This window comes from Paenibacillus sp. GYB004, assembly GCF_036577605.1.
In the GTDB taxonomy this organism is placed as follows: Bacteria; Bacillota; Bacilli; order Paenibacillales; family NBRC-103111; genus Paenibacillus_AB; species Paenibacillus_AB oceani.
This window is the reverse complement of sequence record NZ_JARBDB010000047.1, coordinates 60,208-74,861: the sequence shown is the minus strand read 5'-3', so window position 1 is coordinate 74,861 and position 14,654 is coordinate 60,208. Positions and strand designations below refer to the sequence as shown.

General features: G+C 53.1%; 10 protein-coding genes and 1 pseudogene. All 11 read right to left on the bottom strand.

Annotated features, from left to right (window positions below; translation table 11 throughout):
• Nucleotides 1-142 precede the first annotated feature (142 nt).
• Nucleotides 143-385, bottom strand: coding sequence for an RNA chaperone Hfq (gene hfq / locus PV433_RS18915; RefSeq protein ID WP_190924873.1), 243 nt, complete (start codon nucleotides 383-385; stop codon nucleotides 143-145).
• A gap of 77 nt (nucleotides 386-462) precedes the next feature.
• Nucleotides 463-1,422: a tRNA (adenosine(37)-N6)-dimethylallyltransferase MiaA gene (gene miaA / locus PV433_RS18910; RefSeq protein WP_332073619.1), complete on the bottom strand. Its 960-nt coding sequence runs from the start codon at nucleotides 1,420-1,422 to the stop codon at nucleotides 463-465.
• The gene (locus tag PV433_RS18905; RefSeq protein ID WP_332073618.1) at nucleotides 1,419-2,192 is read right to left on the bottom strand and encodes a class I SAM-dependent methyltransferase; all 774 of its coding nucleotides are present in this window, start codon (nucleotides 2,190-2,192) and stop codon (nucleotides 1,419-1,421) included. The genes miaA and PV433_RS18905 overlap by 4 nt, the downstream gene beginning before the upstream one ends.
• Nucleotides 2,192-4,213: a DNA mismatch repair endonuclease MutL gene (gene mutL, locus PV433_RS18900; RefSeq protein WP_332073617.1), complete on the bottom strand. Its 2,022-nt coding sequence runs from the start codon at nucleotides 4,211-4,213 to the stop codon at nucleotides 2,192-2,194. Before mutL ends, PV433_RS18905 begins: the two co-directional genes overlap by 1 nt.
• Entirely contained in the window at nucleotides 4,213-5,670 is a 1,458-nt protein-coding gene (locus PV433_RS18895) for a S41 family peptidase (protein ID WP_332073616.1), read from the bottom strand. The genes mutL and PV433_RS18895 overlap by 1 nt, the downstream gene beginning before the upstream one ends.
• A 15-nt stretch (nucleotides 5,671-5,685) precedes the next feature.
• The gene (mutS, locus tag PV433_RS18890; protein ID WP_332073615.1) at nucleotides 5,686-8,412 is read right to left on the bottom strand and encodes a DNA mismatch repair protein MutS; all 2,727 of its coding nucleotides are present in this window, start codon (nucleotides 8,410-8,412) and stop codon (nucleotides 5,686-5,688) included.
• Between the two features lie 213 nt (nucleotides 8,413-8,625).
• Nucleotides 8,626-9,957: a putative amidoligase domain-containing protein gene (locus tag PV433_RS18885; protein ID WP_332073614.1), complete on the bottom strand. Its 1,332-nt coding sequence runs from the start codon at nucleotides 9,955-9,957 to the stop codon at nucleotides 8,626-8,628.
• Between the two features lie 159 nt (nucleotides 9,958-10,116).
• Entirely contained in the window at nucleotides 10,117-10,683 is a 567-nt protein-coding gene (locus tag PV433_RS18880) for an outer spore coat protein CotE (protein ID WP_190924887.1), read from the bottom strand.
• Nucleotides 10,684-12,654: 1,971 nt separating this feature from the next.
• Nucleotides 12,655-13,173, bottom strand: coding sequence for a DUF3231 family protein (locus tag PV433_RS18875; RefSeq protein WP_332073613.1), 519 nt, complete (start codon nucleotides 13,171-13,173; stop codon nucleotides 12,655-12,657).
• Between the two features lie 25 nt (nucleotides 13,174-13,198).
• On the bottom strand, nucleotides 13,199-13,468 hold the full coding sequence (locus PV433_RS18870) for a WGxxGxxG family protein (RefSeq protein WP_332073612.1): 270 nt from the start codon (nucleotides 13,466-13,468) through the stop codon (nucleotides 13,199-13,201).
• Nucleotides 13,469-14,045: 577 nt separating this feature from the next.
• A pseudogene (locus tag PV433_RS18865) lies at nucleotides 14,046-14,225 on the bottom strand (CPCC family cysteine-rich protein); the annotation flags it as partial.
• Nucleotides 14,226-14,654 lie beyond the last annotated feature (429 nt).

Here is a 14,654-nt window from a genome sequence, read left to right as displayed (position 1 = left end):
TCCCTCCTTACCCGATTGAAGCAAAAGAACAACCCGGATGGGGTTGCTCTGCTTCTTTACTTGTTCATTTATTAAACGTAACGGAGGCGCAAAAAGTTTCATCCGTACGTCTTCACCCCGCAGGAAGCGGGCTTTCACACGATCAAGACTCGGCGGCGGGCTCCTGAGGCATAAGCGAAACCGGACGCTGCGGCGTGAAAGTCGAGATCGCATGCTTGTACACCATCTGCTGGCGGCCTTCGCTGTCGATAATGATCGTGAAGTTGTCAAATGCCTTGATGTATCCGCGAATTTGGAAGCCGTTCGTCAAATAGACGGTGACTGCAATGCTCTCTTTGCGAAGCTGGTTCAGGAACGTATCCTGAATATTGATCGACTTGTTCATGAAAAGAGTACCCCCTAATCGTTTCGAATCATAAAATTCCACGGACGTATGCCGGAATTATTCGGATTGCTCCCTACTTATTCTGGATCGGGTGGAAACTTTCCTGCTATTATATCACTAATTATTTGCAAATGCGCAGAAATATTTGGCTCCGTCACGTCGACCCAGCGTATGTCCTTCATATGCCGGAACCAGGATAGCTGGCGCTTTGCAAACCGCCGCGTATTCCGCTTCAGCAGCTCTACGGCCATCGGCAGCTCGTACTGCCCGGTCACATATCCGGCAATTTCCTTATAGCCGAGACCCTGCATCGATACGAGATCGGTCGAATACCCTTTGTCCAGAAGCGACGCCACTTCCCGGACCAGCCCCTGCTCCATCATCAGATCGATCCGCTGCTCGATTCTCTCGTACAGCAGATCGCGCTCCATCGTCAGCCCGACGATACATAGTTCGTAAGGAGATTGCTTTTTTTGTCGGGCCAAATGTTCGGATTGCGGGATTCCGGTCAGACGGTACACTTCAAGCGCCCGGATCGTGCGCCTGCGGTCGTTGGAATGAATGCGCTGCGCGGACGGAGGATCGATCGCTTTCAGCTTGTCGTGCAGCGCCTCTTCCCCATGGCTGTCCGCGTATTCGTTCAGCTCGCGGCGATAGTCCTCGTCCGAGCCGCCCTCGCTGAACTGATAATCGTAACATACCGATTCGACGTAAAGCCCCGTTCCTCCGACAATGAAGGGAAGCTTGCCCCGGCTGCTTATCTCTTCAATCAAAGCCCGGCTCCGCTCCTGAAACTCCGCGACTGAAAACGGATAATCCGGATCATGAATATCGATCATATGATGGGGAACGAGCGAGCGCTCCTCCTCCGTCGCTTTGGCCGTTCCGATATCCATCCCCCGGTATACCTGCATCGAGTCTCCGGATATAATCTCGCAGCCGAAGCGGCCGGCCAGCTCCAGACTCAGCTTCGTTTTGCCGACTGCCGTCGGTCCGACGAGAACGAGCAGCGCCGGTTTCTTTTCCGTTTCCGTCAAGGGTGAATCACTCCATATGCAATTTTCGTTCGGGTGCGCGAAGGCTGCTGGAATCCGAGCCGCTCGAATTCCCCGCTGTCGCGGTGCTCCTTCAGCACGACGCTTCGGCGGGCGACGCGGACGGCTTCGCGGATCGCTTCCTCCGTCAACGGCTCGTGATTGGCGGCCTGGCGAAGCGGGCCGATGCCGCTCGACTGTTCAACCGGCTGGCGGAACATCGGATCGAAGTAAACGATGTCGAAGCTGTCGTCAGGCATCATCCGGAGCACGTCCAGATGATGTCCCAGCTTCATCCGCACCCTTCGCATCGCCTCGTTAAAAGGCTCCAGATGCGTCTCGTAGGAGGCGAGCCCTTCCTTGACGATCGTATACAAGGCGGGCTCGCTCTCGACCGCCGTCACGCTTCCATCGGGGCCGGCCACATACGAGAATACGATCGAGTCCGCACCGAGTCCCGCGGTACAATCGAGAATCCGGTCTCCGGGCTTTGCTCCCGTTATCTCAATCAGTCCGTCGTTCTCCCCGTTCATCAGCCTTTTCACACGGACAAACGAAAGGGACGGATGGAAGAAAAGCGGAGCGTCCCCGTCTCCGTAATAATGCAGCTCCCGCTCGGAGACGAGCATAAAGTGAGAATCGCGGTAACGTTCGCCCAATCTGCGTACAGAGGATGTGCCTCTCGGAACGTAACGGACGCCGAGCTCCGCAGCCAGCCGCTTCGCACGCGCTTCCGCATCGGGCGAAGGGGAGTAGGAAGTCGTAACCAGCATCACATCACCCGCTTAAACATTTTTTCCAGCTCATAGGTGGAGAAGCTGACCACGATCGGACGGCCGTGCGGGCACGTATACGGGTTGCGGCAAGCAGCCAGCCTGTCGAGCAGCGCTTCGATCTCGGTCGTGCTGAGCGATTGGTTCGCCTTGATCGAAGCTTTGCAGGAACACATAATCGCCGCCTTCTCGCGCAGCTTGGTGAGCTCGACCGATTTTTTCTCGGCCAGCAGCCATTCGGTCATCTCCTCCACCAGAGCCTTTTCTTCTCCGGCAGGAAACCAGTAGGGAAGCGCTCTGACCAGAAACGTGCCCCCTCCGAACGATTCGAGATAGACGCCCACCTGTTCGAGTACCGGCAGCTTATCCCGGATGACGTCCGCTTCGGCGGACGTAAACTCCAGCGTAATCGGCACGAGCAGCTGCTGGCTCGCTTCGGCCGGCTTGCCGAATTTCTCGTAATAAAACTCGTAATTGATTCGCTCATGGGCCGCATGCTGGTCGATCAGATACAAGCCGTTCTCGTGCTGCGCCACTATGTAGGTGCCGTGCATCTGGCCGATCGGGTCCAGTCTCGGAAATTGCGGAGCGGCGGGTATCGTTTCCGCGGCATCCTCCTTCGCCGGGAGGATGTCCACCAGCTTGTCGTAAGAGAGACCGCTTTTCGGCTGCACGGGATAGGCCGGCTCGCGGGAACCGGCTTGTTTCTGCGAATACGGGTTAACCGGCTGGCGTACCGGCTCTCGAAACTCCTTCGCAGCGCCCGAATACGGCTCCTTCTCGACAGGAGGCGCCGACCTCGCCGTCTCCCTCGGCTCCGAATCGGGCCGCGCCGCGCCCACCGGTAATTGCTCCGGAGCTTGAAACGTTTCCGACACAGTGTCGCGCTCATCCGGAATGCGAGGAGGAGGAGGCGGCTCCGGAAGCGGATGATCCGCCAGCGCGTCCGGAGCCGGGGCGCTCCGGTACAGTTCCATCCGCTCCTGGACGACAGCCGCCTTCGGCGTCGGTCTGGAGGCTTGCGGGATAAGAACCTGACCTCTTAGTATACTCCGAATCTGATCTTCGATAAACCGGACGAGCTCCTGCTCCTTGCTGAACCGGACCTCCAGCTTGGCCGGATGGACGTTTACGTCGACCAGCGACGGGTCCATACCGATATGCAGCGCCGCGATCGGATACCGGTTGATCGGCAGCAGCGTGTGATAGGCGCTCATCACGGCGCCCGACACCGCGTAATTACGGATCGTGCGGCCGTTCATTACAATCGTCATCCCTTGTCTGTTCGAACGCGTGACATCGGGACGGCTGACGTATCCCTTCAGCGTATAGTCGGCGTTCTCCCCCTGGACGGGAAGCAGCGCCTTGGCCGTCGACGTTCCGTATACAGCGGCCATTACCTGCAGCAGATCACCGTTGCCCAGCGTCTGCAGCAGCAAATTGCCGTTATGCTTCACGCTGAACGCGACATGGGGATGCGCCATCGCCAGGCGGTACATATAATCGGATATATGCCCGAGCTCCGTCTGGATCGTCTTCATATATTTCAGCCGCGCCGGCGTGTTGTAGAACAGCTCCCTGACGGTCATATCGGTGCCGCGGGAAGCGGCCGTCTCCTGAAACGCCTTGATGGAACCGCCCTCGATAATCAGCTTGCGTCCGAGTCCGCCCGTCTCCGCAGCGCTGACGCACTCCACCTTGGAGACAGCGGCGATACTCGGCAGCGCCTCTCCGCGGAACCCTAACGTGCGGATATGGAACAAATCTTTGCCGCTCTCGATTTTGCTCGTCGCATGACGGAAGAAAGCGGCCTCGCAATCTTCCGTAGCGATGCCCGACCCGTTGTCGGTTACGCGAATCAGCTGCAGGCCGCCCTCTTCCACCGTCACATCTATTCGGGTGCTCCCCGCATCAAGCGAGTTTTCGACGAGCTCCTTCACGATCGACGACGGACGTTCGATTACTTCGCCCGCCGCGATCTGGTTTGCCACATGCTCGTCCAGCACTTTAATTTTTCCCATTAAACCCCGTTTCCTTTCGTGGTCAGCACCGTTTTCTCCGCATCGCTCGTCCATTCGATTCCGGGGAACTTCTCCTTAAACTTGGCCAGCTCGATAAATCCGGTACCTTCTACAATGCGGAAGCCCGAATTCGCGTCGAACAGGATACGTTCCGCTCCGGCACCGATATCGACTCCCGCTGCGGTATCGTTCCACTCCAGCGGTTTGCCTGCGAAGGCCGCCAATACCCGGGCCGGCAAATAATCTTTGTCGTCCAGCTTCAGGCGGGGCAAACCGACATCGAAAAATTCCAAGCCGTTCACCTTGTAGGTGTGCCGGAACACTTCCAAGCGAAGCTCCTTAAGTCCGGCCGTATGAAGACCGATCAAAAGCTGCGGGACGTAACCTTCCGTGTTCACATCCGGCGACAGCCCGACATTGTTGACCGTCCGTTTTTTCGGTGACAAATATTCCTGGATCGTCAGCTTCAGCACGCCGCCGGATTCGAGCGGGTACAGCCCCTGTACGCTGCCTTTCCCGTAAGTTTTGGTGCCCACAGCCGTTGCTTTGTGATAATCCTGCATAGCGGCCGTCAACACCTCGGATGCGCTGGCGCTATTTTCATTGACGAGAATTACAACCGGGAATTCTACCGTTTTGCCGTTCAGGATCTCCAGAGGCTCATCGATATCGTCACGATCGCGGGTATGGATCAGGACCCCTTCCGGGATAAACTGCTCGGCGATATGTTTCGCCGTTTCCAAATATCCGCCCGGGTTGTCGCGCAAATCGACGACAAGTCCTTTGATTTTCCGGTATTTCAGGTCGGAGAGCATCAGAGCGAACAATTCGTCGGCATCTTCCGAGAAGCTGTCAATGTTCAAATAACCGATCTGGCCTTCCATCATGCCGCCGTCAACGACCGGAAGGTGGATCTGCCCCCGCTTCGGTTTCAGATTCAGCTCCTCGCCGCCGCGTCGGACCGTAATCGACACTTCCGTTCCTTTCGGCCCGCGGACGAGTTCGGTAACCTCATTAAGCGTCATGTCCGCCGTCTGCTTGTCCGCTACGGCTACGATATAGTCTCCGCGCTTCATCCCGGCTTTTTCGGCCGGCGATCCTTCGAAAATTTGAACGGCGATATAGCCGCCTTCATCGTGGCCGAGCCGCATGCCGATCCCGGGGTAATTGAGCTGGATGGAATTGTTGAACGAGTTCCATTCCTTCTCATCGAAAAAATCGGTGTAAGGATCGTTCAGCGAACCGATCAGCTCGTCGATCGAACCTCCCTCCGATTCTTTGACGGACGAACCGTTGATGTGCAGCTGATTGATCAGCTGATACACTTCCTTATATTGCTCCTTCGTCGCCTGTTCCGCCGAAACGGCGGCAGGGAACATCAGGGCGCCGAACAGAGCGAGGGAAGCGCTCCATGCGGGCAGTCGTTTCAAGAAGCCGGATACCGGGGCTTTTTTCATATGGAGCCCTCCTCTTTATTTTAGGTCTGCAGATGCTTTCTGCTTTAGTTCGTACAGGAAATTCATCGCCTGAAGAGGCGTCATGTTAATCAGATCGGCTGACTTCAACTGCTCGACCAGCTTCTCGGCGGCAAGCTCCGACTTGGTCTTCGTCTTGCTCCCGGGCTTGTCCGACTTCTCGCCTTCACCGAACAGACTGAGCTGAACGATAGGCGAAGCTTCCATCACCCTGTCCGGTTGCGGAAGCTCCGCTTGCACAGCGGCGGATGGCGGTACTGACGGCTTCGTCTCGTTCAGCCGCAGCGCTTCCTCGACAGAGGCCGCCGCTTCGCCGGGACTTTGCAGGACCGAGGAGATCGCCTCGAACCGGTTCAGCAAGTCGTAGGCCCGGTCGATAATCGAGTCCGGAAGCCCGGCGACCCGCGCGCAGTAAATCCCATAGCTCGTGCTTGCCGCTCCGCGGATCATTTTGCGTAAAAACGTAACGTCCTGCCCGCTTTCCTTGACGGCCATGCAATGGTTGCGGAGCGCGGGCATCGTCTCCTCCAGGTGAGCCAGCTCGTGAAAATGAGTTGATACGAGCGTCTTGCAGCCGATCCGGTCGTGCAAATATTCGATGACCGCCTGCGCGATCGCCATCCCTTCGGCGGTTGACGTGCCTCTGCCCAGCTCGTCGATAATGACGAGACTGTGCGAGGTTGCCTTGGCGGTCATCGTCCGGATATCCATCATCTCGACCATGAACGTGCTCTGTCCGCCGACGAGGTCGTCCGCAGCGCCGATTCGGGTGAAGATGCGGTCGACAATCGGCACGACGGCACGTTCCGCCGGGACGAAGCAGCCGATCTGCGCCATGATGCAGATCATCGCCACTTGGCGCATGTACGTGCTCTTCCCCGCCATATTCGGTCCGGTGATCAGCAGCACGCGGCCGTCGTCCGCCGCCATCTGGGTATCGTTGGCAATAAACGAGCCGTCCTTCAATATCGCTTCCACGACAGGATGACGTCCGCCTTCGACGTTCAACTCATATTGGCCGGACAATTCCGGCTTGCGGTAGCGGTAAGCGGCGCTTACCGCCGCAAACGACTGGAGCACGTCCGCGGTGGCGATCGTCTCGGCCAGCAGTTGCAGACGTTTGACCTCGCCGGCCAGCTTGTTCCGCAGCTCGATGAACAGGTCGTACTCGAGATCGACCATCTTCTCCTCGGCTTCGAGAATAAGCGCTTCTTTCTCCTTCAGCTCCGGAGTCACGAACCGCTCCGCATTGGCCAGCGTCTGCTTGCGCTCGTAGCGGTTCTCCGGCAGCGACCCGAGGTTGCTGCGCGTCACTTCGATATAATAACCGAATATTTTGTTGTAGCCAATCTTCAGCGAACGGATGCCGGTCGCTTCGCGCTCCTGGCGCTCCAGTTCGGCGATCCACTTCTTGCCGTTCGTGCTCGCTTCCCGGAGCTGATCGAGCCGACCGTGGAAGCCGGCCTTGATCAATCCGCCTTCGCGGACCGATACCGGCGGCTCCTCGGCGATCGCGTCTGCGATCCACTGCAGGATATCGCCGCAGTCATCCATCGTTTCCCCGAGCGTCCGGAGCGTCGCCGACCCCGAGGAGATACAGAGCTGCCTGACCGCCGGCACCTGCATCAGTGACAGCTTCAGCGCAAGCAGATCGCGCACGTTGGCGCTGCCGTATGAGATACGCCCGACCAGCCTTTGCAGATCGTACACTTCCTTGAGCTGCTGCCGCAGTTCCTCCCGGACGATTAGCCCGTTGTACAAACAGTCGACGGCTTCAAGCCGCTGCTCGATCGCATCCCGGCTCGTAAGCGGTTTGTCGATCCATCTTCGGAGCAGCCTCGCGCCCATGGAAGTGACGGTCCGGTCCAGAAGCCACAGCAGCGAACCTTTTTTGGACCGCTCGCGGACCGTCTCGGTAAGCTCCAGGTTGCGTCTGGTGAACGGGTCCATCGTCATATGCTGCTGGCGGTCGTACGCCTCGATATGCGTAATATGGGATAGGGAGCGCTTCTGCGTCTCGTTCAGATAGGAGAGCAGCAACGAAGCCGCATCCCGGCATACAGACGGAATCGCACGCCGCTCCTCCTCGGGAAACTGGCTCTCGAACAGTTCTTCGTCCATGCCGGATCTGGCGGTGAACAGCTTGGTGGTCAGCCAGCCGGACATCGAGCTTTGCAGCTTGTCCAGCAACTCCGGCTGTCCGATCAGCTCGGACGGAGCATAGACGTTAATCTCGTCGACGAGCTGCTCCAGCGTATCTTCGGTTTTCGTCACGAACAGCTCGCCGGTCGACAGGTCACAGGCGGCGAGCCCATATTGATCGTCCGCGGAGGTGACGCAGACGAGGAAGTTGTTTTTCGTCTCTCCCAGCGTCTTACCGTCCATGACGGTGCCCGGAGTCACGATCCGTACGATCTCCCGGCGGACGGGGCCTTTCGCTTCCGCAGGATTCTCGACCTGCTCGCAAATCGCAACCTTATATCCTTTCTCGATCAGCCGGGTTATGTACGATTCCGCCGAATGGTACGGAACGCCGCACATCGGTATGCGCTCCTCCATGCCGCCTTCCCTGCCGGTCAGCGTTATCTCCAGCTCTTGCGAAGCTTTGATCGCATCCTCGAAAAACATCTCGTAAAAATCACCCAGGCGGAACAACAAAAAAGCGTCCTCCGCCTGCGCCTTGATCGATAAATATTGCTCGATCATCGGTGTATATTTGGTCATGTCCATCCCCCAACCGCGATTGATGCGCCAACGGATGCCGCTAACGTCTCTTCTCTATCAAACTATTATATCATAAATCGCGGCTTTCTCCTTGTTTTGCAGCCTTAGGAAGAATTTTATAGTGCAACGTTATAAAGGTTCTTTCCCAGAAAGAATTGAATCGTATGAACATCTTATAAAGTTGTTTCCAAAAAAAATTTATCCTTCCGCTCGTCAGCGCTCCTTCCACGGGCCTATTTTCCAGCCCATCCGGATATCGCGGGACTCGTCCCAGCTTATTCCCAGATGGACCATTCGTAAGAACGGGGACACCATCTGCTCATACCGCCGGTAACCGGCAAGTTCGTGCAGTTCGTCGATGAGCGGCTTCACCGCGACCGCCAGCTTTGGTTTGTCGCCCTCGTAATAGGCCCGGAGCAGCTCGAAGTTCCGCAGCGGCCTCTGATGAAGCTCGCGATAAGAAGAAGAGAGCAGCGCAGCGAGCCCCAGCACGCCCTTCGTGATACCCGGGGTGACGAGCCAGCTGGGAAGCGTCCGGTATTCGAATCCTCCGTGCGGCTGGCGGCGGACATCCCCCGGCGCGCCGTACCGGGGACGCCTTGCCTGCGAACGCCCGTCTTCGATCAGCATAAGCGGCAGCGCCAAGTAATTATCCAGTACACGCAGCAGCGAGCTGTTCAGCCACAGGCCGCTCAGATGGATATGACCGCCCAGAGCAAAGCCTCTGGCAGGCATTCCTCCGGCCAGCCATCGCATCCCCGGCCGATCGGGGATATGTTCGGCTGCATGGTACAGCGCTTTGCGGATCGAAGCGAACAGCTTTCCCGGGTCGGGGCTGGGCTCAGGCCTCAGCTCGGCAAGCGGATACAGCAGCCGCTCCCCGATCCGCACATGATCGCATCCGGCAAGTCCCCGTCTCGGAAGATACGCGGATGCCGGCACAACTTGGCCTTCAGCGTTCGTAAGCAGAAATTCCGGGTCCGCCCCCAAAGTGGCGTCAAGGCTTCTTCCGCTTTCCTCCGCCCTTCCTTCGCGATATTTCGCCAGCGCCACACCGAACGCCAATGCGGCAGATTGCTCCAGCTCGGGATACGGCTCGACTCCGAGCAGAACCGGCTTGCCGTCCGCACCGATCCCGATGTCAACGACGCCGTAATCCAGCCCCAGCATATACAAAATCCGGCCTGCCGCTTTCTCGGCCCGTTTCAGCCTTTTGTCGAGTCTGTCTTCATGGACGGCGGGTTCCCATTCTCTCTCGTATGTAGGCGGCAGAAATCCCCTCGCGAACCGCGACCCGGATACAGGCTGCAGCCCTTCGGCCGTAAACACGTCGCTGGTAACGGAACGGTAGGCCGCTATCGTCTCCAGATGAAACAGACAAAACCGGTAACGGCGGGTGACGGCCCGCATCGTTCCGGTTGTCGATAAGTCCGAGTAGCCGAGCAGACCCGGCAGAGAGATCAACAGCCGCGGATTCCGCGCCGCCTCCACCGCCTCTCTGCCGTTCAGTCCCAGCCGCTCCGCTTCGGTGAACAAGACGTCCATCCGGCCACCTCATTTCCCCCATCTTTAGCAGATCGGAGCTTCTCTCTGCTCCGGTGCGGGAGCTAAAGTACGAGCCAAGCCTAATCTTACGTTCCCGATAAAAAAGAGGGCGGATGCCCCCTGGCGAAACGTCCTCTCCCGCATAGTATAACGTAAGTATTAATTCACGTCGTCGTCGAGCAAATCCGGATCGAGATCCTCATAATCGCTCTCATCGTGGCTGGCGAACTCGACTTCTTTATCGAGGTCGTCGCAGCCGCCCGGGCACACGGAGACGCACACCTTCGTCTCAGCGATCATCTCCACCTGGAACTCCCGCTCCACCCGGATAACGACACCGTTACCGGAGGACGAAACGCCCGCTTCCACACAGTTCGGGTCTTGCGTTGCGACCGCAGCGACCTCCACCGTAGAAGCCCTATGTTTCGGATCAAGATACGACAGCGGTACTAACTCGACGTAAGAGATTGTCTCTTTCGCTACGTCTGTGCTCTTGTTTTTGTCGTAAGAATACCAAATGTTGATATCGTAAGTACCTACCACCTCGATCCCGTCGTTGCCTCTAACCGCCTCATACTCGTGGTTAATGACCCAGGCGCCAAGAATACTCGACGGATTGTGTGGCGGAGTTACGGTATGCGTCACTTGCGAAAACTTACGACCTTTGCCGCATACAGCTTTCGTAATGATTTCTCTGCAATTCATATCTCTATGTGCTATCGACATCCTGCAAACCTCCTCCATGACAAATCATTCATTAAAAGTGTATGCAGGACATAGGCCAATGTTGATAAAATGAGTGTATTCGAATTTAAATAATTCGGAAAACCCTCTGTTCACCAGCAAATATCCCGTAGCTCAAGCTTATGCGACTGCATCCAAGTATATGTTTCGCGGTCAAAATGCGGTCATTAATAATTAAAAAAGAGAAGCTCCGATCGATCGTAACGGCCGGCAGCTTCTCTCTTCTTGAGTTCGTTTATCTATTGCATATGATGACGTGATGACTAATTTAGATTTTTCATAATACAGTTCTTCAATATCAAATGTTATACAGTGATATCTATTCGGCAGCAGATTTCCAATCACTTCCAATTTTTAACGATTTCACAATTTAATGAACCCGCCTTTTGCTCGCACTCCTTAATTAATTCATCATCATTCGCGTTTTCCATCAACTCGAATATCCTCCCGTTGTTTACGATTTAGCGATCGATGTGTATGATCTTTTCATGTAGTGCTTCGATTTTAATTCAGAGGTGAACGATAACCCTCCAGATCGGGAGGAGCCGATTACCAGAGCTTTTGGCAGTCAAGAATTGGACACAAGCAGACTTTGTTCGTCGTCTTGGAATTTCCCAAGGTTTCTTATCTCAGGTCATTTCAGGCAAGAGGCACTTTTCATACCCAATCGCTTTTTGGCTTGATTGCGCTATGGAAGATTTGCATGAGATTAAAGTAATTTAAAGGTAATCGGCTTAGGTGGGAGCCTAGAGCCCCTCCCTCTGAGAGTTCATAGCTCTAAGCTAAGCGGCCGATGTTACTATACTGCGCACCTTGATGTGCTTTGCACAGCCAGCAGCTGTATTTGATAATTGCATTGGTCATATGTGGTTTGTTTGTAGGAGGGTTGACGGTCTTGGAGGTCCATTACCGTAGAGCTAAAAACGGGAGGAAGAAGACCGGCAGAAAGTAAAGAAGCATCCACCATTTGAATAACAGAACAATTTACGCCCAAATAAATAATCTAACTTTGTGAGTCCTCTTTAGGAGATAGTACCTTTACCAGTCTTCATAGGCTGGTCTTTTTTCAAATATAAGAACGAAGGGTGGGTGGCCCCTCGTTCAAAGAGAAAGATGGAGTGAACTAGAGTACTCATCGAGTACTCTAGTCTTGGGAGCAAGGGATCCATTCCCAATCCCCTGCTGTTAGAGTATGCATTACAATTGAGGGATGCTTAGGCTAATGAGAAATCGATGACGGTATAAAAAAGAAGTCCCCCATTAACAAACAGCGGGGGACTTTTTCTCATTACGGCGCTTCAGTTACGGTAATAACGAGGTTTGCAGTTAATACCGGGGTAATTACAACAGCTTGAGTCGTGACACTCGGACAAGGGACCGTAATATCAAGGTCGACCCCTAGTATGGGCAAGAGATCAATGGTGACATTGCCTCCAACCTCGGGAAATGGTACGGCTGTTATCAAATTGACCCCTACCGGAATTGTGACAGGTGGAAGTGGTGGAACGGTTTGGACTATAGAGGCCAGTGTAATCGTAACTAAACAAAAATCGGCTGCTCCCATGTTTCATCAACTCCTTTCTGAATTCAGTATATGAATCTATCAGAAAGGTGTTCTTTTCTTTTTAAAAATGTATTCTTGTTACTAAGTCAAAGTTATAGTGTTATCAATAGGCTCCATAGGTGAGTATCATTAACATGTGGGTGGTATAGATTATTTCCTTCGCATCCGGATAACTTCCTTTCGCAAACTCCTGTTGTAGTAGCTAATGTATGCAATAACCTAATTGTTGCTTAGGCCTTTTACATAAGAGCTTTATTACAGGTGATCATACCTATAGCCACGACAACATCCGTACTTTTTCCGGCCTTCAACAAATGCAACCGAGTGAGTTAGTTAGTTTAAAGAACAAAGTCCCCGCCAGCCAAAGCCAGCGGGGATTTATGTTGCTCTTACGCCTCAACCAACTCAGGCCGTTTAACATGAAGGGGAGGAGGAACAAGCCATCCTTTTTCTTTATTCATTTCAAGAATTTTTAACCCTATAGCAGCTTTTGTCATATGGTATTTGCCAAATAATGCTCCAATGTCTTCCCGAATAGATTTGCCCATGATTTGGCTACAAATAACCATGCTTGCGGCGGTATCTGCAGAAACCAAAGCTGCTATTTCTGGATCTGTAAGTCTTGCGCCTACAGGAATATCTTCAAGTTTTGCTTCTGGTCTTGCTGGAAGAGTTGGAGATGAGGCGATTCCATTGTGAATCAGAATTTGATCACATTCCTCCGACTCCAACTCCGCCTGGTTAATCAAATCGCCCAAAATTTTCTTCAAATCTTTATCACCGGCATGATACTGATACGCACGATAAACAGAAATACTACCTTTCGCTTTCATTGAAAACGACCAAATATCAAACACTTCTCCATAATGTAGTGGCTGGTCTTTTGGATTACCGTTTAAAATCCCCATGTAACATCTCCTTCTAATAACTTATTTATTTCTGAGGATCTCTTGATCTGTTTCTTAAACCCGCCAATCCGAACAGACCCAATAACCCCAACCATCCCCAATTTGTACGATTACCACTTGTCGCGTAAGCTCGAGTCGTATTATTGTGACCATTGGTTGCATTGTTTGCAGTGAGTGCATCGTTCATCGAAGTATTTGTAGCTATCGCTGTTTCCTTACTTGTATCCATTGAAAATGCAGGAATGGAGAGAAGTAAGCTAAACGCTAAAACTATTGTCATAAACAGTTTCTTCATTGCTGCTGGCCCTCCTTTCTTATGGGTTTCGCTAATTAGACTGTCCCCTGAACTCACTTACTAACATGATAATTTTTCCCAAATCGTAAACAGCCTCTAAGCCCAACAGCCGGATAATAAACCCCATCTCTGGATATAAATTATCTATATGGGGGTAAGCCGCAAGTTGAATAAGCAACGAATTGAAATACGTCCGAGACAACCCCAAGCATGTAAAGGTTACTTATGGGGTACTTGGGATGGAATGAAACAGTATTGCCCCAAAATTTCTTGCGTAAGACAATAAAAGGGCGCAGGGTTTACCCCTGGCCCACATGAAACGTGCTTATTCTGCTCTGACGGCAGTACCCCCATGCTGAACCCCAACTGCACCCACAGCTCCTCCGCTTATGCATTCAACAGCTTCTCCTGACGGGTCAGAACTTTAAACTGAAAAGAATAAGCTTTTAACGTATGTGGACTAAAACCCAAATGCGTTTGTCGGCCTCGTACAACGTCCAGAGATCAGTCATTTTAATAAAACAAAAACCCCTCCCAAGGCTAATTACTATTAGCTTCGCTTTATTTAGGAGGGGTTAATAAATTGTCTTTGATACTGCCTAAGGGATTCAACATTCGCTCTTCCATCATATTCAGGGTCATTGAATTGGACGATATCATCTTCCCAAAAGCAAATTTCGCATATATCGTACGAACCAGGTGGCTCAAATTCTAAAGTTTTATAACCGCAACATGGGCAATAATATTTGTTATTCATAGGTCACTCCTTGGGACTTACTATCGACAAGGTGATAACACCTGAACACGATGTTCAAAAGTAAAGGGAGAGCTAGTTTATTACTGCTCTCCCCCTTTTTTATTTCACGATGATTGGCAAGTCTTCGTGTTCTTCTAGTAGACTTCGGGATTTTTTATAAAAATAAGTGAAGGCAGTTCCCGTAATATGAAAGTTGCTGAGAAAGAAATTGCTAACCATAATTGGTTCGTCAATGCTCTTATACCTTACAACCATGTGAAGACTGCTTAAAAATGGGTTATCACAGCCTTATTACATCAGTTCATTTTACTGTCTCAGTGACCGTTTCATCTGACCTTGCTAAAAATAATTGTAAGTTCTGTAATAATCTAACCTCACTTTAAGTCTAACTACTTTTACATGCCAAGTTTAATTAATATGAGTGCCCCT